Origin of the sequence: Gemmiger qucibialis (assembly GCF_027689445.1) — a bacterium.
GTDB lineage: Bacteria > Bacillota > Clostridia > Oscillospirales > Ruminococcaceae > Gemmiger > Gemmiger qucibialis.
Window position 1 is genome coordinate 212,667 of sequence record NZ_JAQFEN010000002.1, and the last position, 18,136, is coordinate 230,802.

The following is an 18,136-nucleotide window of genomic DNA, read 5'->3' on the forward strand; positions in this document are numbered from 1 at the left end:
CCGGAATCTGAGTATCTGACCCAGATGAAGAACCCGGAAAACGCTGTTGAATTTGATAACCTGCACACCTATTTCTTTACCGATACCGGCGTGGTAAAAAGCGTGGACGGTGTTTCGTTTGAAGTTCCCGTGGGCAAAACCGTGGGCGTTGTGGGCGAATCCGGCTGCGGCAAATCCGTTACCAGCCTTTCGCTGATGCAGCTGCTGCAGCGCCCCCAGGGCCAGATCGTTCAGGGCGAGATCCGCCTGAACCTGGGTAATGGCAAAGCCTATGATGTTGCCAAAACTCCCGGCACGGTCATGCAGCACCTGCGCGGCAACTATATTTCGATGATCTTCCAGGAGCCGATGACCAGCCTGAACCCGGTGTTCCGCATCGGTGCTCAGATCGATGAAGTCATTGCTCTGCATGACGGCGAAGGCAAGAGCAAAGAGGACATCAAAAAGCGCACCGTTGAAATGCTGGAGATGGTTGGCATCGCCAACAGCCAGGGTGTATATGAGATGTACCCGCATGAGTTGTCCGGCGGTATGCGCCAGCGTGTCATGATCGCCATGGCATTGGCCTGCAACCCCAAGGTTATCATCGCCGACGAACCCACCACCGCACTGGACGTGACGATTCAGGCCCAGATCCTGGACCTGCTGCGCAGCCTGAAGGACCGCATTAACTCCTCCATCATGCTGATCACCCATGACCTGGGTGTGATTGCCGAGATGGCAGATTACGTTGTTGTCATGTACGCAGGCCGCGTGGTGGAAAAGGGCACCGCTCAGGAGATTTTCGCAAACCCGGCTCACCCCTATACCATCGGCCTGATGGCTTCCAAACCGATCGTGGGCAAAAAGGTGGACCGACTGTACTCCATCCCCGGCAAGGTGCCCAACCCGGTCAATATGCCCAACTACTGTTACTTTAAGGATCGCTGCGAGATGGCTCTGCCCTGCTGCGATGGTGAATACCCCTGCGAGATCAGCCTGTCCCCCACGCACAAGGTCAGCTGCTACCGCTACTATGAAAATAATCGAAAGGCGGGTGAGTGACGATGGCACAGGCAGAAAACGCAAAAAAGCTGGACTATACCCCCGTCACCTATGATGATCAGTATATTCTGATGGTCAACCAGCTTAAAAAATACTTCCCCATCAAGGGCGGCCTGATGTCCCAGACCGTGGGTCATGTCAAGGCTGTCGATGGCGTTACCTTCAACCTCAAGCGCGGCCATACCATGGGTCTGGTCGGCGAATCCGGCTGCGGCAAATCCACCACCGGCCGTACAATCCTGCGCCTTGCCGGCGAAAAAACCGGCGGTCAGGTACTGTTCAACGGCAAAGAAGTGTACGATATGACCGGCAGGGAGCTGCGTAACCTGCGTACCAAGATGCAGATCATCTTCCAGGACCCGTTCTCCAGCCTGTCCCCGCGTCTGCCGGTTGGTGAGATCATCGGTGAGGCTGTGCGCGAGCATAACCTGGTGCCCAAGGCAGAGTTCAATGATTATATTGACCAGGTCATGGATAACTGCGGCCTGCAGCCCTACCACAAAACCCGCTATCCGCACGAATTTTCCGGCGGCCAGCGCCAGCGCATCTGCATTGCCCGCGCCCTGGCCCTGAACCCGGAGTTTGTTGTGTGTGACGAACCGGTCTCTGCACTGGACGTTTCCATTCAGGCCCAGATCATCAATCTGCTGAAAGAATTGCAGGATAAATATAACCTGACCTACCTGTTCATCTCCCACGATCTTTCTGTTGTTGAGCATATTTCGGATACGGTCGGCGTTATGTACCTGGGCAACCTGGTGGAGTACGGTGCAACGCCGGATATCTTCAGCCATCCGCTACATCCCTACACCAAGGCACTGTTCAGCGCCATTCCTATCCCGGACCCGACCATTCGCCGCGAGCGCATCGTGCTGCAGGGCTCCATTCCGTCCCCGGCCAACCCGCCCAAGGGCTGCAAGTTCCATACCCGCTGCCCCTATGCGACCGAGCGCTGCAAGACCGAAGCGCCGCAGCAGCGTGAGGTGGAACCCGGCCACTATGTTGTGTGCCACCTGTACGAAAAATGAAGCATAACGAACCCTTTGAGGATGACGGCCGCACCGTGGCCGATATGAGTGGCATTGAGCACGACAGTATCTGGCTGCCGCGCCGCCGCAAGCAGGGCCATACCCCCGCGCAGCAGCCCCAACAGGCTGCTGACCGTCCCTGGGAGGAAGACCCCCAGCTGACCGGTAAGGAGCGCCTGTGGGCGATCCTGGGTGCGCTGAAAGCTACCCTGCTGATTTGTGGTGTCTACCTGCTTGGCCTGCTGGCCCTGCTGGCGCTGCTGTTTACCCTCTGGCATTAAAAAATACCCCCGCCTTTGTTTTGGCTGCGTGACAGCTGGAATAAGGACGGGGGTGTTTTGTTTTGTGGGGAAAGAGCAACTTGCCCGGTAAGGTGGGGGCACCCGACCCCGCTGAGAAACGTAAATATTTGCTGCAAACCTACAAACATTTGTAGGGGACGATGCTTGCATCGTCCCGCGGATGAGCTGATGCGGTGAATTTTGTTAATGGTATTCGGGACAAGGTTTCGGAACGGTCAAGACTGTTCCCTACAGAAGCTTTTTTAGCATGTGGTGGATGATTTATGTTCCTCAAGGACGGGATGAAGGCATCCCACCCTACAGTGCCTAAATAAAAGTACAACACAAAAGCGCACCGCACACCCTATCCAAGGGGTTGCGATGCGCCTTTTATTATTCATTGCTTTCTTGATGGAAAATAATATTATTGTGTTATATTATTAAAGCTTCTGCTTCCTTCTTTTCAAAGAAGGAACAAAAACCCCCGTAAATCAATGCAGATGCAGATGGCGGGGCACGCCGTCGATGTAGATGGGGGTCAGCTCGGCCTGGATGAGGGGGCGGGCATAGTGATGGAATGCTTCGGTCACATGCATGCCGTCCGGGCTGATCCAGTCATCCGGCACGCGCTTTTCCAGGTTGGCAACCTTCTGCACATCTACCATCTCGGTTTCGGTGCGGTACGGCATATCCGAAATGCGGCGGATGGCGCACATCTTACCGGTTTCGCCGCGGTAAGCAGCTTCCACCGAAGCACCGCCCACTTGGTATGCCTCGGTAATGTCGGTGCGGCTTGCCAGATGGGAGGCACAGCGCTGCAGGGTAGAAAACTCGATCGCGCGGGTCTTGCAACCCAGGCGCACATGGATCAAATCCGCCAGGTAGCGGCTGGTGCCGGACAAAATGGCTTTATGGCCAAAAGCATCCAGCTGGCCTGCTGTGGATACCAAATCACACAGGAAAACGCCGTCCTTGTTTTTTACGCCCTCGCTGGCCGCAATGATGACATTGTGGCGGTCTTTTTCCAGCTGGGCTACTTTTTCCAGGAACACATTCTCGTCAAAGGGGCGCTCCGGCAGCAGAATGATGTCCGGGCCGTTGCAGTCAGCCCCGGCAGCCAGGCTGGCGGCACCGGCCAGCCAGCCGGTATGGCGGCCCATGATCTCGGCCACCGTTACGCTGCGGATGTTATACACGCTGGAATCACAGATGACCTCTTTCAGGATGGTGGCAATGTACTTGGCGGCACTGCCGTAACCGGGGGTGTGGTCGGTGTACATCAGGTCGTTGTCAATGGTTTTGGGCACGCCGATGAAGCGGATCTCGCTGCCCTTGGCAGCCCCGTAAGCGGAAAGCTTGGCAATGGTGTCCATCGAATCATTGCCGCCAATGTAGAACACGGCCCCAATGCAGTACTTGGCAAACAGCTCAAACAGCTGCACAAAGGGGCGTTCGTCCGTGGCGGGGTTGGGCAGCTTGAACCGGCAGCTGCCCAGGTAACTGGACGGCGTGCGCTTGAGCAGCTCAATTTCCATCTTGTCGTCAAGGCGGTCATCCAGGTCCACAATCTTGCCCTGCAAAAGCCCTTGAATGCCATACTCCATGCCGTATACATGGGCGGCACCCAGAGCTTTGGCAGCTTCATACACACCGGCCAGGCTGGAATTGATCACAGCAGTCGGCCCGCCGGACTGGCCGACCAGTACATTTGTTCCCCAAGACATAAGAAAGCCCTCCTTATTTTTGCAGCCATCATGCTATCTTAATATGATACACCCTAGTGTACACGAAAGTACGACTTAAAGCAAGTACTTTGCGCACCGGAGGTTTTACAGCTTCACGCCCATTTTTTCCAGCGCAAACAGCGCTGCGCCCAGGCTGCCGCACAGTTGGCTGTACTCGCTGACCTCCACCGGGGCTTTCAGGGCGGTTTCCAGCTCTTTCACAACGCCGCGGTTGCGGGCTACACCGCCTGTCATCATAAAGGGGGCCACGCCGCCGGTGCGGCGGGCCAGGGCAGCGGTTTTGCCCGCAACAGATTTGTTCAGGCCGTGGATGATATCCGCCGGTGCGGTGCTGCGGGCAATCAGGCTGACGACCTCACTTTCCGCAAACACGGTACACATGCTGGAAATGGTCACATCGTTGTGCCAGTCCAGGCCAAGCTCGCTCATCTCCGGCAGCTTCATCTGCAGGGTGCGGGCCATCATCTCCAAAAAACGGCCGGTACCGGCGGCGCATTTGTCGTTCATCGCAAAGGTTTCAACAGCGCCGCTTTCGCTCAGGCGGATCACCTTGGAATCCTGCCCGCCAATGTCGATCACGGTGCGCACGGCGGGGTCTAGATGATGAGCCCCGCGGGCATGGCAGGTGATCTCGGTCACGGCTGCGCCGTCATCGCCCAGAAACTCGCGCCCGTAGCCGGTGTATACCTTGGAACCCAGGTCGCTTTCGGCAATGCCTGCCATCGTCAGGGCCTGTTCCAGTGCCTGGCGGGCGCCGGTTGCAGCCCCGGCGCCGGTGGGCACAATGGCCCAGCCGCAGATCTTTCCGCTGCGATCCAGGATCACGGCATCGGTGCTGGCAGAGCCGCTGTCGATGCCGGCGGCATATTGTGCGTTGGTGTTCATGGCGGGGGCCTCCTTGTTTTCGGTATCGGGAACGGCGTTCAGGCTTTCGGCAAATGCGCCCAGGCGGGTGCTCAGCTGCCCGCCGCCGCTGGTAAAGGTCTGGCGGGAACAGTCGGTTTCAATTTTTAATACCGGCAGATGGAACTGCTCCGGCGCGGTCAGGCCGGGGGCGTAATAATCACAGAACTGCACGGTGTGGTACACAATGCCAACGGTCTGGCCGTCCACCAGGGCGGCGCGCTCACTGACCGGGGCATCCATCCGCATGCAGGGTATCTGGCCCAGCAGGGCGGCGGCGTAACTGGGCAAAAAGTCCTCCAGTGCGGCGGGGGCAACATCGGCAAGCTCACGGTTGCCGGTGCAGGTAGCATCCACCACGGGCAGGGCAAAGGCTTTCTGCACGGTATCATACAGCACGCTGCCGCCATGGGCACCCAGCAGGGTCAAATGCGGACCCTCGGCGTGGGGTTTGTGCACAAAAAAGGCGTGGGCGCGCTGGGCGTCGAATTCCTGCCCGGTGTACCGCTGCAGGGCATCCGCCAGCCTGCGCAGGTCCCGCGCAAAGCGGGCGCGGGTGGCCGGGGTGCTCTGGTGGGGGACGGGCAGCAGCTGCAAAAATTCCATCTTACCACTGGCAGCCAGCACATCGTAAACGCGCAGCATGGCATCGCAGCAGTTGGTCAGCACCAAAGCCCGGATGCCGGATTGCTCCACCTGTTCCAGCACAGCCTTGGCGTAACCGCACAGGTTGGCGTGGGCGCAGCGCTCCGCGCAGGAAAAACTTTCCGCCAGCGGATCCAGCGCCGAGAAGGTAGCCCCATACCCGGCAAACAGCTCCAGCGGGGCGTATTTGCAGGCATAATAAATCGTTTTGCTCATACCAGCGCCTCCTGTTTGCTGTGCAGCATCTCCAGGAAAGCATCCAGCCGGGTGGCGGTCTGGCCGTCCATCGTGTTGGCGCGGTCGCAGCCATCGCCGTCCAGCAGCAGCACCGGGTAGCCCTCGGCTTCCAGTGCGCTCTTGAACAGCTGTGCGGCCCCCATCGTCTGCTTGCAGCCCCATTGGCAGAAGTAGACCACCCCGTCGATCTGCTGCATGCGGCACAGCTCCAGCGCGCGCTGGATGCGGTGCTGGGCGCTGCCGTTAAAGATGTTGTTCACCAGCCGCGCGGCCATGCTCTCAAACGGTTTGTCCGGGTCCATGTAGCAGCCTAAGGTATCGGCGTTCATATCGCAGGTAATAAGCTGGTTTTCTGCCGAGAAATTCAGCCGCTCCCGCACGGGCGCCTGATAAAACGGCACGGCGTGCGCCCACAGCAGCCGGGTGCCGCCACCCATGGGGCTGGACTCGATATCAGCCAGCAGCTTGCGGGCGTACTGTTCAGCCTGCGGGGTGCCCAGCATGGTGTGGGTCACAAACACTTCGTAAAATTCGGAGGTGACATCGTTGTGCAGGTTCCGCCCGGCCTTGGCGGCCTGTGCCTGCTGCAATAGTTCCAGCGTGCGGCCGCTGTGGGCGACTGCCTGCTGCAGGGCCGCTTCGTCCAGCTTCTGGTGGGTCGCATCCTCCAAAAAGGCGGCGAACTCTCGCAGGCGGTCGGAAACTTCGGCCACAGCGTACTCATCGTGGTCATAGGGCACATCCAGATAAAAGTGGGGGATGCCGTAATGCTGCGCCAGCCGCCGGAAGGTCAGGTTGTTGGCATCGCAGGCAATGGAGGTGCAGGCAGTGAACAGCGGCTTGCCCGCCGTGCCGGAAAGCCCCATGCCCAGCAAAGCCTTGTGGTAGCTGCACAGCGTGGGGCTGATGCCTGCGCTCTCGGCATAATGGATAAAGCCGCGCTCGGCTGCGGCACCGTTCAGGTAACAGGCGGTGGCTTCGGCAAACATCGGCAGCAGGTGGAAGGCGTGCAGCAGTTCACAGGGCATAAAGATATTGACCAGCGCCGCCCGCTGCGGGTGGGCCAGGGGCGCAATCATGGCGTCCATGGCGATCTGTGCCGCATACTGCCGCGCGGGGGTGAGCTCTTTTTCCGGGGCAAGCAGCAGCTGCACATCCTTGGCGCGGTAGCCCAACAGCAGCAGCTGGCGGGCAAGCTCCGGCTTGGAAATGGCATCATCCACCAGCTGGCCAAAGCGGTCAACGATATTTGGCATAGGGGGTTATCCTTTCAACACATAGGTTTCAATGGCCTTGGCAACGCCGTCATGGTTGTTGTCGTCCGTTACATAGCGGGCGGCGGCCAGAACATCCGGTGTGGCGTTGCCCATCGCAATGCCGTACCCGGCGGCCTGGATCATGGCAAGGTCGTTGCCGGAATCGCCGCAGGCCATCACCTGGTTCATCGCCAGGCCCAGGGTATCGGCCAGCGTTTTTAATCCGCTGCCCTTGGTCACGCCAGGGGCGTTGATCTCCATGTTGTTGGGAATGCTGGAAGTAATCTCAACATTAAACCGGCTGGCAACAGCCTGCCAGGCGGCATCGCGGGCGGCATTGTCCCGATAGGTGATGCTGAACTTTTCCACCTCGTGCGGGTGGGCGGCGAACACTGCGTGCATGTCATCCACCACAATGCGGCTGTCGCGCAGGTAGCGGCGCAGGGCAGGGGGCATCAGGGCAAGGCCGTCATTAGCACCAAAATAATCGGTGTAGGCTTTGCCGCCGATAAAAATGCCCATGGCACCGCCCATTGCGGCCACGATATCATAAATGTCGCTGGCAAGGGCAGCATCAAACGGCAGGTTGACCAGCGGTTTGCCGGTGGAAAGCTCCACCACGCTGGCCCCGTTGGAAGTCAGGGCATACCGCACGCCGGGAATGCGCAAAAACGCTTCCGGCACACCCGATGCCACACGCCCCGTTGCGGGGATGACATCAACCCCTTTGGCAATGGCAGCGCGGATGGCTTCCAGCGTGCGGGGTGTGATCTCTTTTTCATCATTGAATACGGTGCCGTCCAGATCCAATGCAACAAGACGGATATCGGGCATAACGGACCCCTCCTTTGTTATATTTCACCAAAGATTTTAGCGCATTTTCGGTCATTTTGCAAGGGCGCCTTGCATTTGCTATGCCAAGTATGGTAAAGTGACATCAGCCCTTTGCATATTGGCACAGGGCAGGGAAGGGGAACGCGATGCAAACTGAACAACAATCGTTGCGTGCGGCAGCCGGGCAGCGCTTTTGGCAGATCGATGCCCTGCGCGGGCTGGCGCTGCTGAATATGCTGGTTTACCATGCCATGTATGACTGGGTGTATATTTTTGGCCATGCCAGCGGCTGGTACGATATCTGGTCCACGCACTGCCATGTGTGGCAGCAGTATATCTGCTGGAGCTTTATTCTGCTTTCGGGTTACAGCTTTACCCTATCCCGCCGCCCGCTCAAGAACGGCCTGCTCACGGCGGCCTGCGCGGTGGTGCTGACCGTGGCAACCGCCGTTGCCATGCCGGAGGAAGTCATCTGGTTCGGCGTGCTGCACCTGCTGGGCTGTGCGGCCCTGCTGACCTGTCTGCTGCACCCCGCGCTGGAAAAGCTGCCCCCGCTGGCAGGGGTTACGGGCAGCGCGGTGCTGTTTGCCCTGCTGAACCAGCTGCCGCAGGGCTGGCTGGGGTTTGAGGGAACGCACCTGGCGGCCCTACCCGCCGCCTGGTACAAGCCGAATCTTTTCTGGCTGGGTCTGCCAGATCTGACGGTGTTTTCCTCATCGGATTATTTCCCGCTTTTGCCGTGGGTGTTTTTGTATTGGGTGGGGTACTTTTTTGCGCGGTGGTTCCGCGCCCGCTGCACCGCGCAGCCCGGCCTGCCGCCCAAAGCCCTGCGCCCCCTGTGCGCCGTGGGCAGCCGCACGCTGCTGATTTATATGCTGCACCAGCCGGTGATTTACGGCGCTTTGCTGGGGCTGCACGCATTGGGGTTGGCATAAAGTTTGGGTAAAGAAAAAAGAAGAAAGAATAATGAATAATGGATGTGTGCCGCCCACGGCGTCACATTTTAACCAAGTCAGTTGCTCCGGCAAAAAGCATTCCAGCCAGAGCAGCCAACCTATTTTATTTGCGCCGCTGCGGGCGGCGCACCAGCATTATTCTTTATTCATTATTATTTATTATTTTGTATAAACTATTGCCCAGACCCCGCGTATGAGGGCAAAAAACTGAACTTTTTATGAAATTTCAAAAAGTGGGCCAGAACGCGTAAAATCGTGGTTGACAGAAGCCTATAAAGTATAGTATAATTTCAGTTACTGGTTGATTGTAATTTTGATTGACCGGCAAACTCCTGTCTCAGACCAAGGGAGGGAAAAAGATGTCGGAGATCCGTGTCAAAGAGGGCGAATCCCTTGAGAGCGCCCTGCGCCGTTTCAAGCGCAGCACTGCCCGCAGCGGTGTTCTTGCTGAGGTGCGCAAGCGCGAGGCTTATGAGAAGCCGTCTGTGCGTCGCAAGAAGAAGTCCGAAGCCGCCCGCAAGCGCAAGTTTAAGTAATCCGGAGCCATCGCAGCGGCTATGCCGCCGTTTTCGATAACCGTGTTTACCCAAAGGAACGGCAGAACAGGTTCGCAGAGATGCGGGCCTGTTCTTTCTTTATGTCTAAAAACCGGGGTGGCGCTTGCCCGCTGCCCCGCGCTTATAATAAGGTAGTTTGTCTATGCTTCTTACCCCTGAATATATTTTCCGTGCCATTGAGGCCATCACGCCGGAGTTCCTGCGCCAGCACGGTATCACCGCCCTGGTGCTGGATGTGGATAATACCTTGACGGGGGATGGCAGCCAGCAGCTGGATGCCACCGTGCAGCAATGGCTGGATACTATGCGTGCCGCGGGTGTGCGGTTGACGATTGTTTCCAACAATACCGCCGCCCGCGTGCGCCCCTTTGCGGACCGTGTGGGCCTGGCTTGGGTGCCGCTGGCCTGCAAGCCGCTGCCGGTCGGCCTGGCCGTTGCCCGCCGCCGCCTTGGCGTTCGCAAAAATCAGATGGCCATGGTGGGCGACCAGATCTTTACGGACCGCCTTGCCGCGGGGCTGTACGGTATCCCCTGCCTGTATACCATGCCGCGTGGGGGCGACCACCAGCGCGGTGTGCAGTTCAAGCGCAGGTTTGAACCCTACTGGCTGGACCGGTATTACCAAAAAGGGGGCCGCCTGTATGAGTGAAGCACCGCGCTTTGGCACGGCTGGGCTTTCGGACAGCTACCGTGTCCGCAGCTTTGACCCGCAGGCCATGGCGGAGTATACGGCTTCCTTTGGGCTGACGGCGTTTGAATACCAGTGTGGGCGCGGTGTGCGCCTGAGGCTGGATAAAGCCGCCGCCTTAAAAGAAGCGTTTGATGCAAAAGGCATCACTTTCTCGGTCCATGCGCCGTACTACATCAGCATGAGCAGCCTGGAGGAGGACAAGCGGCTGAACAGCGTGAACTACCTGCTGCAAAGCTGTGCACTGGTCAAGGCACTGGGCGGCCGCAGGGTCATCTTCCACGCGGGCAGCTGCGGCAAGCAGAGCCGGGAAGCTGCACTGGAAAAGGCGCTGGACACCATGCGCCGCGCCGTTCAGGCCGTGGATGAAGCCGGTTATGGCGACTGTATCCTTTGCCCTGAAACGATGGGCAAGGTGAACCAGCTGGGCACGCTGGATGAAGTGCTGGCCCTTTGCAGTGTGGATGAACGCATTATTCCCTGCGTGGATTTTGGACACCTGTATGCCCGCAGCCAGGGCACCGAGCTGAACGATGAGACCGCCCCGGCAGATTACGCCGCCATCCTGGATGCCATTGCCGCAGCCTTGCCGGGGGAGCGGGCCAAAAAGTTCCACGCGCATTTTTCCCGCATTGCCTACACCAAGGGTGGGGAAAAATGCCACCTGACTTTTGCGGATACCGAGTTTGGCCCGCCGCCTGCCCCGCTGATGCAGCTGCTGAAAACCCGTGGCCTGGCGCCCACCATTATCTGTGAATCCGCCGGAACCCAGGCCGAGGATGCGGCGGCGCTGAAAAAACTGTATGAACAGGGCTGAGAAAGCCCAAAAACAGCCAACAAAAGCCGAAAAAAACCAAAATATCACCCGAAAATCCCGCTAACCTCTTGCAATACTGGCGCTTTTCGGGTAAAATACTTACAGGTATGACAATGCAATGGCATTGCTTGATGGGCGGCGGGGCCGCTTTTTCAAACAGGCCCGATTCTAAAATTATGGAGGAGTTCCTATATGATCTCTGCAGGCGAATTTCGTAACGGTGTAACTTTTGAGCAGGACGGCCAGGTCCTTCAGGTCGTTGAGTTCCAGCATGTTAAGCCCGGCAAGGGTGCTGCTTTTGTGCGCACTAAGACCAAGAACGTGATTACCGGTTCCGTTGTTGAAACCAGCTACAACCCGACCGCTAAGTTCCCCCAGGCTTTCATTGAGCGCCGTGAGGTTACCTACTCTTACGAGGATGGCGACCTGTACTACTTCATGGATAATGAAACCTACGAGCAGATCCCCGTTGCCGCTGCCGATGTGCCGGAAAACTTCAAGTTCTGCAAAGAAAACGAAATCTGCAAACTGCTGTCCTACAAGGGCAAGGTTTTCAGCGTTGAAATCCCCAACTTCATCGAGCTGGAAGTTACCGAGACTGAGCCTGGCTTCAAGGGCAACACCGCTACCAACACCCTGAAGCCCGCTAAGGTTGAGACTGGTGCCGAGATCCGCGTGCCCCTGTTCATCAACGAGGGCGACAAGATCCGCATCGATACCCGCACCGGCGAGTATATGGAGCGCGTCTGATCTTAAAACAAATGGCCGGGCCGTGGTTTTTGCCGCGTCCCGGCTTTTTTGGAAAATTGCAAAAACAAACACCCTGTTTACAGTGCGTGAAGGAGGTTTTCCCTTATGGCTATGGATCTGAATGCAAAGGCCGCTTACATCCGCGGTATGATGAAAGGGATGGAGTTTGACCCCACCACCCAGGAAGGCAAGATCATTGTTGCAATGATGGACCTGCTGGAAGAGATGGCCGATGTTGTGAGCGAGCATGACGATGCCCTGGATCAGGCTTTTGACGAGCTGGACGCCATTGATGAAGATATGGATGATCTGGTGGACAACATCTTCGGCGATGACGATGAGGACGAAGATGAGGACGAGGATGACGACGGCGCATTTGAAACCAGCTATGAAGTCACCTGCCCCAACTGTGGTACCGTCAACATTGTGGATGAAGACACCCTGATGGACAGCGATAAGATCGTCTGCGCAGAGTGCGGCGCAGCTTTCGATGTGGAAGTTCTGCCCGACGATGCCGAGATGCCCGCCGATGCAGAAGCCGAAAGTACCGATGTGACCATCGAGTAAGCGGTTAAGTGCACAAAATAGAATAACAGATAGAAAATCACCCCTGTGGCCGGATTATTCTGGCCGCAGGGGTGATTTTTTGATTATTGGGGAAGAAAGTAATTTGCAGCGAGGTTGCAAACGCTGCCATAAACCTGTAGACGATGTGTAGGGGACGATGCTTGACCGTTCCGAAACCGTAAGACAATATATCATTATAAAATTTGTGATGCTCAATGATGTAAAAGCTCCGGCGTGGTCAGGTAGCAACGCCCTGCGGCACAGGGATGAAGTACAACAAAAACAGCCCGGTCCAAACGGACCGGGCATTGTGGGTTCCTGTTTACTTTTTCTCGTTCTTCAGCTGGTTGCGCAGCATGATATCGCCAAAGGTCAGGGCGTTGAACAAACCGCCGGCCTTGTTGGCCTGGCGCACAATGCGCGCCGGCAGAGGCTTGCTTTCATCGGTGGAAAGCAATACAATGTGAACCTTATCGGCCACGTCGGCATTGCCTTCCTTTTTGGTGGTCAGTACCTGCAGGTACACAACATAGGGATCATGCATAGAACCATAGTAAATATCGTTGCCGCAGCGCACCAGCGGGCGGCCCTTATAGGTCAGACTGGGGGTAAAAGCCATCTCTTACAACCTTCTTTCGCTGTTGTTGTATCCGAAAAGCCGAAAATATAGCCTGTTTCTACAAACACAGCCGGATTTTGCGTTAAAAGACCTTGGAATCCACAAAGGATTCCGGCGGCTTTTGCCTTAAATCCGTCTTGCGTTTGCGAAATATGCGTCATTTTCTTTGTTTTCAGCTACACCTTAATCAATAAAAAATATTATACCATACAAGATAGGGGATTACAAATCTAATTTTTCGCTTTCGATCTTTTCTTCGTTCAAGGCAACGCGCTGGGTCAAAATGCGCACCTTGCTGTCCAGCTGACTGAGCCGGATGGACATAAAAAACTGTTTGGCCAGCAGCAAAAAGATGATGACGATATAAACAAAATTGATGGGGCTCTGGAACCCAAGCAGATACGCCGCCCAGTAGGCAATGCCGGGAAAGATGGCCAAAATCAGCAGAATGCCGCTGAACAGAAGCCAGAAAATGGTATCTTCGATCTGCACCTTAGCCAAACGCACGCGGCGCAGAATATAGGTTGCGGTGATCAGGCTGCCCAACACAAGGCATATACGGATAATTGGCTGATCAAACATGGCTTACAGGCTCCTTTCCGGGTAAGGCGTTTCGGTGTCCCGCTTGCGGAACCACTGAATCAGCAAAATGGAGATGGACATTTTGACCATATATTCAATGCTGCGCCAAAAGGTCAGGTAGCTTTGACCGGCCTCGCGCTCGCCCATCGTAACTTGTACTTCGCGTACCACAGCGCCGTTTTTGATCAGGTAACTGATGGTATCCGGCTCCGGGCCATAGTTCAAATTTTGGGCAAATTCTTCCACCATGGCGCGGTTGAACAGCCGCATGCCGCTGGTGGGGTCGCAGATTGCACGGCCGGTGGTCAGCCGGATGGACCAGCTGATGATGTAACTGCCCAGCATGCGCAGGCTTTTGGGCTTTTTTACCGTCAAAAAACGGCTGCCAATCACGATGTCGGCCCCGCTTTCCAGCTCTTCCAGCATGGCGGCGATATATTCCGGTCGGTGCTGGCCGTCAGCATCCAGCTGCATGGCGCAGTCATACCCGTTTTCGGCGGCATAGCGCAGCCCGGTCTGGAATGCACCTGCCAGCCCCAGGTTGACCGGCAGATCGATCAAGCGGAACCCATGTTCCCGGCAGATGGCCGCGGTTTTATCACGGCTGCCATCGTTGACTACAACATAGTCATACTGCGGGTAGTTCTTGACAATGCCGTTGACGACCTTGACAATATTGGCTTCCTCATTATATGCAGGAATAACAATCAGCAATTTTGACATAACAAATGTTCCTTATCCACTTGCCCGGCAAACACCGGGCAGATGTCAGCTTTGGTTTATGATCCCCATCATTTTATCAAATACGGCATCCCATGTAAAGTGCGCGTACACATTGCGGTACGCCGCCTCGGCACAGGCATGGGCGCGGGCGGGATCATCCAGCAGGGTCTGCAGCCCGGCGCGGATGGTTTCCACCGTGGCGTCCTGTGGCTGGCCGGGCAGCACAATGCCGTGGGTATCGTCCGGCAGCAGCTCCTCGGTTCCAGCGGTACGGGTGCACACGATGGGGCAGCGGCAGGCCGCGGCTTCCAGCAAGGTGGTGGGAAAGCCCTCGGCATACCGGGTGGGCAGACAGTATACATCTGCCTGCCGCAGCAGCTGAACCACCGCATCATGCGGCAGGGCACTGGGGGTAACGGCCCCAAGGTCCGCCAGTTCCTGCTGCTGCGGACCGCTGCCAGCCGCCACCAGAACAACGCCCGGCAGCTGGGCCACGGCCTGGGCTAATAATCCGGCGCCCTTTTCGGGAATCAGGCGGCCCACAAACAGCACGATCTTACGGTCGCCAAGGTTCAGCTTGGCGCGCCAGTCTGGCGCGTGGGCGGCTTCCTGTTCCAAAGCAGCGGGGTCAATGGCGTTGGGCATGGTTCCTGCAGCCGTAATGCCAAAGGTGTGCAGCCAGCGGCAGGCAGCGGCGGAAACGCCATAGAACGGCGCGCCGGTGCTGCGCACCATGCGGCAGGCAATCTGCTCATACAGCCGCCCGCAGGCCCCCAGCAGGCCGCTGCCCATCGGCATGTATCCGGTGGAATGGTCAATAACCAGCATGGGGATACCGCGGCGCTTGGCCGCGCGGGCAGCCCAGACGCTTTGGGTGTACATGCGGGTCTGCACCACGCAGAAATCGAGCTTTTGCGCCCAGATTTGCGCGGTCAGCGCGTGGAAGCGCGCCCCCGGCTTGATGACAGGAAAGCGCCCGTTCATGACAGGCCAGACGGGCAGGCGGTAAATTTCAATGCCATCCCCGTCAATTTCGTGCTCCGGCAGGTTGGGCAGAGCACTGGTAACCACAATGGCGCGGTGCCCGGCGGCAACAGTGCGGCGGGCAAGGTTCCAGGTGTAGCGTTCCACACCACCCACCGTGGGCAGGTACTGCGCAGAAAAATAACAAATCGTCATCGGGCAATCACCGCAAGCATGGCGTTCAGCAATACCCCGGCGTTGACTACGCACAGGCAGCAGACCAGGGTGCAGGCGGACGGTTTGCCGCTGGCAACCTGGACCCGGCGGGGCAGGCAGGTAAGCAGGAACAACGGCAGCACGGGCAGAAGATACCGCCCCTGGAAGCCGTAAACGGTCTGGTAATAGGTCGGGGTCCACACAAGGCAGCCGGCAAAGGCCAACGCGGCGCACAGCAGCGCGGCCAGCGCACACCACACCCGGTAGCGCCCCTGGGGCAGCCCCGGCACGGGAACATCCTGCGCCGGAACGGCGGCATACCACAGCAGCAGGTAGAGCGCCAACACCCAGAACCAGGCCAGGTCCAGCGAGCTGTAACTTAAGCTGCCACCCACAAGGCCGCGCACCCAGTTGTCGGCATCCTGCACCACGCTGCGTACCAGCAGCATAGCCACGGCGGGCAGATTGTGCAGAATGTAACCGGGGGTAAAGGTGGTCTGGTCTTCCTCGCTGGGGGTGCTCTGGCTGTCCCGCACGGTACGGACAGCTTCGATCTCTTTGATCAGCACATTGCGGTCCAACGGGTAGCGGTCATCCTCCACGCCGGGGTAGATCTGGCAGGCGGAAAGCAGCTCTGCACATTCATCACTGCTGAACATGGACTTGAAAAAGTCTCGGCGGTCAGCAGTGGCCAGCCGTTCCCGGCACATTTCGGCGTCGGTGGTCATCAGGTCGCGGTTCAGGTAAACCAGGGAAGCCGCACTCATGAATTCATCATCGGTCAGGCTGGAATGCTCCACTTCCTCCGGGCTGAAGAAAAAGCTCTGGCCCAGAACGGCGGCGGTCACATCGCCCTCCTGCAAGGCCTGCACCCAGAACTCCAGCTCCTTCTGCGGGATCTCGGTCACGCCCTCCACGCAGTAATACAGGCGGCGCACAAAGTTGGAAGCCGTGTTTTCGCGGTACTCGGCAGGCATGTTGGCAAACCGGTTGGAGGTTTTGCCGTCACCCGCGGCAGGGGCGGCATGCAGGGTACGATTGTCAGCTGCCTCTGTTGCTGTATAAGAAACCGCGGCAGCCGGGGTAGAACCCTGTGCAGAGGTGGTTTCTGTCTGGGTAGTCTGATTTTCAAACCCGGAAGAACCGGCCACCGAGGTGACCAGCACCGCGCGGTTGATGCTGAGCGCCAGCAGCACGCATCCGGCCAGATAAGCGGCTTTTTTGGTTGCGGCGCTCTGGCCAAAGCGGCTGTTGGGAATCAGCAGGAACAACGCTGCCAGCGGCAGGTAAACCAGTTTGGCCGGTGCCAGCAGGATGCCGAACACCGCCAGCGGCAGCCACAGCCGCACCGGCAGCACCGTGCCGTCCTTGCAGCCAAAAATCGCCTGCATACATAGCGCAGTAAAGGCAAACGCCAGCCCCAGCAGCAGGGAATCCCGGCTGAAAGAAGCCGCCAGATGCAGCGTCATGGGCAGCAGGGCCGCCGCAGCGAATACCCGCCTGCCAAACGGCGCGGCTTTAACGGCCAGCGCCGCTAACAAAGCGAACACAATTAAATTTGCTGTGCGCCCCAGCATCAGCGCCGGAACAAAGCCAAGGTGAAAAACATATGCCAGGAACACCGCTGCCGCGCTGAACAGATACAGCGTGGGATTGCGGTCGGTCTGCAGTTCTTCCAGCGCCGTGTGGCTGTCAAAACTGTCAGGGGTGGTGGTGAACAGATTTTCGCTCAGTTCCTGCCAGCTGAACACGGTGGTCTTTTCGTTTTGCAGCAGGGGGGCAAAGTCGTGCTCGCGGCGGTAGGTCATATCCAGCGGCACATTGCCCATCCGCCATTCATCCGGCGAGAGCATGTTGGCCCATTTGCAGGCTAAAGTAAAGGACTGGTTGATGTGGTATTTTTCGTCCGGCGCGGCATAGGGCGGCAGCACAAAGCTGCACAGCATGCCAAAGCAGAGCACCAGCACAAACACCAGCCGATGCAGCGGCATGCGGCCCCGCATGGCAAAATAAATGCCAAGGAACACCACAACGCTGGCCAGCAGCCCGACCAGCAAAAAGAACCGGGTCAAAAATCCGCCAATCTGTTTGTAAGTCACCAGCAGCGCCAGCGTGCCGTCTACGGCTTCGCCGTTTACGGTAAAGGTATCGTTCCACAGCACAGCGCCGTTGCTGCAGCCCACGGTCAACCGGCCGGAACCGGTATACTCCGGTTTCAGGGTCACGCGGTAGCGGCGGCCTGCGCTGCCGGTCACGGGGGTATCCAGCCCCATGCCGGTGTACTGCCCGGCCACAATGTTCGCCATATCGCCGGTGGAGCGGGCCAGCACCTCGCCGGTGTCGGCATCGGCAAGTTCCAGGTGCAGCTCACCGGTGGGTTGGCCGTTGCTGGTGCCAAACACAAAGGCCATGGCCAGCAGGTCATTGTCGGTATCAAAGGTCTGGGCAGCGCCGTTGGCTTCGTCCAGCTCGGCGCTGTACTGGCTGTAATCATCGCTGATGCGCTCCGACAGGCTCTTGTCATTGTTGGGGCGCACCGCGGCCAACCAAACCAGCACCACGGCCAGCAGGCAGGCAGCAACGGCGCACAAGGCGGTGCCCAGCGGGCTTTTCAGAAAATCCTTTATTTTGCTCATACGGGCTCCTCCCGGTTTTGGTGGTTCAGCGTTCAGGGGGTGTCCAAAACAAACACCGGAATATTTAAGGCAATACCGCATAATTCTAA

Annotated in this window: 19 protein-coding genes; 9 read left to right on the forward strand and 10 right to left on the reverse strand. The window is 57.8% G+C overall.

Going from position 1 to position 18,136, the window contains the following annotated elements:
- Nucleotides 1-24: 24 nt before the first annotated feature.
- Genes PG062_RS04840 through PG062_RS04850 form a run of 3 tightly spaced genes read left to right on the forward strand, consistent with a single transcriptional unit; the run spans nucleotide 25 to nucleotide 2,353 of the window.
- Nucleotides 25-1,044, forward strand: a complete 1,020-nt coding sequence (locus PG062_RS04840; protein ID WP_333559385.1) for an ABC transporter ATP-binding protein — start codon at nucleotides 25-27, stop codon at nucleotides 1,042-1,044.
- Nucleotides 1,045-1,046: 2 nt separating this feature from the next.
- A complete protein-coding gene (locus tag PG062_RS04845) occupies nucleotides 1,047-2,072 on the forward strand; it encodes an ABC transporter ATP-binding protein (RefSeq protein WP_114001133.1) in 1,026 nt (341 codons plus the stop codon).
- Nucleotides 2,069-2,353: a hypothetical protein gene (locus PG062_RS04850; protein ID WP_114001134.1), complete on the forward strand. Its 285-nt coding sequence runs from the start codon at nucleotides 2,069-2,071 to the stop codon at nucleotides 2,351-2,353. Before PG062_RS04845 ends, PG062_RS04850 begins: the two co-directional genes overlap by 4 nt.
- A gap of 491 nt (nucleotides 2,354-2,844) precedes the next feature.
- Here the strand turns inward: PG062_RS04850 and PG062_RS04855 are convergent, their stop codons facing one another.
- The 4 genes from PG062_RS04855 to PG062_RS04870 form a co-directional block, all read right to left on the reverse strand.
- On the reverse strand, nucleotides 2,845-4,077 hold the full coding sequence (locus PG062_RS04855) for a 6-phosphofructokinase (protein WP_270751426.1): 1,233 nt from the start codon (nucleotides 4,075-4,077) through the stop codon (nucleotides 2,845-2,847).
- Nucleotides 4,078-4,182: 105 nt separating this feature from the next.
- The gene (locus PG062_RS04860) at nucleotides 4,183-5,862 is read right to left on the reverse strand and encodes an acyl-CoA dehydratase activase (protein WP_270751427.1); all 1,680 of its coding nucleotides are present in this window, start codon (nucleotides 5,860-5,862) and stop codon (nucleotides 4,183-4,185) included.
- Nucleotides 5,859-7,139, reverse strand: coding sequence for a 2-hydroxyacyl-CoA dehydratase subunit D (locus tag PG062_RS04865; RefSeq protein ID WP_270751428.1), 1,281 nt, complete (start codon nucleotides 7,137-7,139; stop codon nucleotides 5,859-5,861). The genes PG062_RS04860 and PG062_RS04865 overlap by 4 nt, the downstream gene beginning before the upstream one ends.
- A 6-nt stretch (nucleotides 7,140-7,145) precedes the next feature.
- Nucleotides 7,146-7,973 carry a Cof-type HAD-IIB family hydrolase gene (locus PG062_RS04870; protein ID WP_270751429.1) on the reverse strand — a complete coding sequence of 276 codons (828 nt, stop codon included), beginning with the start codon at nucleotides 7,971-7,973 and terminating at the stop codon, nucleotides 7,146-7,148.
- Nucleotides 7,974-8,119: 146 nt separating this feature from the next.
- On the opposite strand from PG062_RS04870, the gene PG062_RS04875 reads away from it, so the two are divergent.
- The 6 genes from PG062_RS04875 (at nucleotide 8,120) to PG062_RS04900 (ending at nucleotide 12,308) form a co-directional block, all read left to right on the forward strand.
- Nucleotides 8,120-8,908: a heparan-alpha-glucosaminide N-acetyltransferase gene (locus tag PG062_RS04875; protein ID WP_270751430.1), complete on the forward strand. Its 789-nt coding sequence runs from the start codon at nucleotides 8,120-8,122 to the stop codon at nucleotides 8,906-8,908.
- A 380-nt stretch (nucleotides 8,909-9,288) separates the two neighbouring features.
- Nucleotides 9,289-9,465 (forward strand): 30S ribosomal protein S21, encoded by a 177-nt coding sequence (rpsU, locus tag PG062_RS04880; RefSeq protein WP_040917814.1) that lies wholly within the window; start codon nucleotides 9,289-9,291, stop codon nucleotides 9,463-9,465.
- Between the two features lie 163 nt (nucleotides 9,466-9,628).
- Nucleotides 9,629-10,135 (forward strand): YqeG family HAD IIIA-type phosphatase, encoded by a 507-nt coding sequence (locus PG062_RS04885; protein WP_114000087.1) that lies wholly within the window; start codon nucleotides 9,629-9,631, stop codon nucleotides 10,133-10,135.
- Nucleotides 10,128-10,991 carry a TIM barrel protein gene (locus PG062_RS04890; protein WP_270751431.1) on the forward strand — a complete coding sequence of 288 codons (864 nt, stop codon included), beginning with the start codon at nucleotides 10,128-10,130 and terminating at the stop codon, nucleotides 10,989-10,991. The genes PG062_RS04885 and PG062_RS04890 overlap by 8 nt, the downstream gene beginning before the upstream one ends.
- A gap of 192 nt (nucleotides 10,992-11,183) precedes the next feature.
- Nucleotides 11,184-11,741 (forward strand): elongation factor P, encoded by a 558-nt coding sequence (gene efp, locus PG062_RS04895; RefSeq protein ID WP_114000089.1) that lies wholly within the window; start codon nucleotides 11,184-11,186, stop codon nucleotides 11,739-11,741.
- Between the two features lie 105 nt (nucleotides 11,742-11,846).
- Nucleotides 11,847-12,308, forward strand: coding sequence for a CD1247 N-terminal domain-containing protein (locus PG062_RS04900; RefSeq protein ID WP_270751432.1), 462 nt, complete (start codon nucleotides 11,847-11,849; stop codon nucleotides 12,306-12,308).
- Nucleotides 12,309-12,630: 322 nt separating this feature from the next.
- Here PG062_RS04900 and PG062_RS04905 read toward each other — a convergent pair whose 3' ends face one another.
- The 6 genes from PG062_RS04905 to PG062_RS04930 all read right to left on the reverse strand — a co-directional run bounded on the left by PG062_RS04905 (nucleotide 12,631) and on the right by PG062_RS04930 (nucleotide 18,047).
- Entirely contained in the window at nucleotides 12,631-12,927 is a 297-nt protein-coding gene (locus PG062_RS04905) for a hypothetical protein (protein WP_114000091.1), read from the reverse strand.
- On the reverse strand, nucleotides 12,906-13,088 hold the full coding sequence (locus tag PG062_RS04910; RefSeq protein WP_270751433.1) for a hypothetical protein: 183 nt from the start codon (nucleotides 13,086-13,088) through the stop codon (nucleotides 12,906-12,908). The genes PG062_RS04905 and PG062_RS04910 overlap by 22 nt, the downstream gene beginning before the upstream one ends.
- A gap of 61 nt (nucleotides 13,089-13,149) precedes the next feature.
- Complete coding sequence (locus PG062_RS04915; RefSeq protein WP_270751434.1) at nucleotides 13,150-13,509, reverse strand: DUF2304 domain-containing protein; 360 nt, start codon at nucleotides 13,507-13,509, stop codon at nucleotides 13,150-13,152.
- Nucleotides 13,510-13,512: 3 nt separating this feature from the next.
- Nucleotides 13,513-14,232 (reverse strand): glycosyltransferase family 2 protein, encoded by a 720-nt coding sequence (locus PG062_RS04920; RefSeq protein WP_114000093.1) that lies wholly within the window; start codon nucleotides 14,230-14,232, stop codon nucleotides 13,513-13,515.
- Nucleotides 14,233-14,277: 45 nt separating this feature from the next.
- Nucleotides 14,278-15,411, reverse strand: coding sequence for a glycosyltransferase family 4 protein (locus PG062_RS04925; protein WP_270751435.1), 1,134 nt, complete (start codon nucleotides 15,409-15,411; stop codon nucleotides 14,278-14,280).
- A complete protein-coding gene (locus PG062_RS04930; protein ID WP_270751436.1) occupies nucleotides 15,408-18,047 on the reverse strand; it encodes a DUF2142 domain-containing protein in 2,640 nt (879 codons plus the stop codon). The genes PG062_RS04925 and PG062_RS04930 overlap by 4 nt, the downstream gene beginning before the upstream one ends.
- Between the last annotated feature and the right edge of the window lie 89 nt (nucleotides 18,048-18,136).

Bases quoted from the DNA above. Each gene is read 5' to 3' on its own strand.
- PG062_RS04865 (WP_270751428.1), bottom strand. From the start codon at position 7,139: ATGCCAAATATCGTTGACCGCTTTGGCCAGCTGGTGGATGATGCCATT.
- rpsU (WP_040917814.1), top strand. From the start codon at position 9,289: ATGTCGGAGATCCGTGTCAAAGAGGGCGAATCCCTTGAGAGCGCCCTG.
- PG062_RS04930 (WP_270751436.1), bottom strand. From the start codon at position 18,047: ATGAGCAAAATAAAGGATTTTCTGAAAAGCCCGCTGGGCACCGCCTTG.
- PG062_RS04890 (WP_270751431.1), top strand. From the start codon at position 10,128: ATGAGTGAAGCACCGCGCTTTGGCACGGCTGGGCTTTCGGACAGCTAC.
- PG062_RS04910 (WP_270751433.1), bottom strand. From the start codon at position 13,088: ATGACGCATATTTCGCAAACGCAAGACGGATTTAAGGCAAAAGCCGCC.
- PG062_RS04875 (WP_270751430.1), top strand. From the start codon at position 8,120: ATGCAAACTGAACAACAATCGTTGCGTGCGGCAGCCGGGCAGCGCTTT.
- PG062_RS04870 (WP_270751429.1), bottom strand. From the start codon at position 7,973: ATGCCCGATATCCGTCTTGTTGCATTGGATCTGGACGGCACCGTATTC.
- PG062_RS04915 (WP_270751434.1), bottom strand. From the start codon at position 13,509: ATGTTTGATCAGCCAATTATCCGTATATGCCTTGTGTTGGGCAGCCTG.
- PG062_RS04850 (WP_114001134.1), top strand. From the start codon at position 2,069: ATGAAGCATAACGAACCCTTTGAGGATGACGGCCGCACCGTGGCCGAT.
- PG062_RS04905 (WP_114000091.1), bottom strand. From the start codon at position 12,927: ATGGCTTTTACCCCCAGTCTGACCTATAAGGGCCGCCCGCTGGTGCGC.
- PG062_RS04900 (WP_270751432.1), top strand. From the start codon at position 11,847: ATGGCTATGGATCTGAATGCAAAGGCCGCTTACATCCGCGGTATGATG.
- PG062_RS04920 (WP_114000093.1), bottom strand. From the start codon at position 14,232: ATGTCAAAATTGCTGATTGTTATTCCTGCATATAATGAGGAAGCCAAT.
- PG062_RS04860 (WP_270751427.1), bottom strand. From the start codon at position 5,862: ATGAGCAAAACGATTTATTATGCCTGCAAATACGCCCCGCTGGAGCTG.
- PG062_RS04855 (WP_270751426.1), bottom strand. From the start codon at position 4,077: ATGTCTTGGGGAACAAATGTACTGGTCGGCCAGTCCGGCGGGCCGACT.
- PG062_RS04885 (WP_114000087.1), top strand. From the start codon at position 9,629: ATGCTTCTTACCCCTGAATATATTTTCCGTGCCATTGAGGCCATCACG.
- PG062_RS04840 (WP_333559385.1), top strand. From the start codon at position 25: ATGAAGAACCCGGAAAACGCTGTTGAATTTGATAACCTGCACACCTAT.
- efp (WP_114000089.1), top strand. From the start codon at position 11,184: ATGATCTCTGCAGGCGAATTTCGTAACGGTGTAACTTTTGAGCAGGAC.
- PG062_RS04925 (WP_270751435.1), bottom strand. From the start codon at position 15,411: ATGACGATTTGTTATTTTTCTGCGCAGTACCTGCCCACGGTGGGTGGT.
- PG062_RS04845 (WP_114001133.1), top strand. From the start codon at position 1,047: ATGGCACAGGCAGAAAACGCAAAAAAGCTGGACTATACCCCCGTCACC.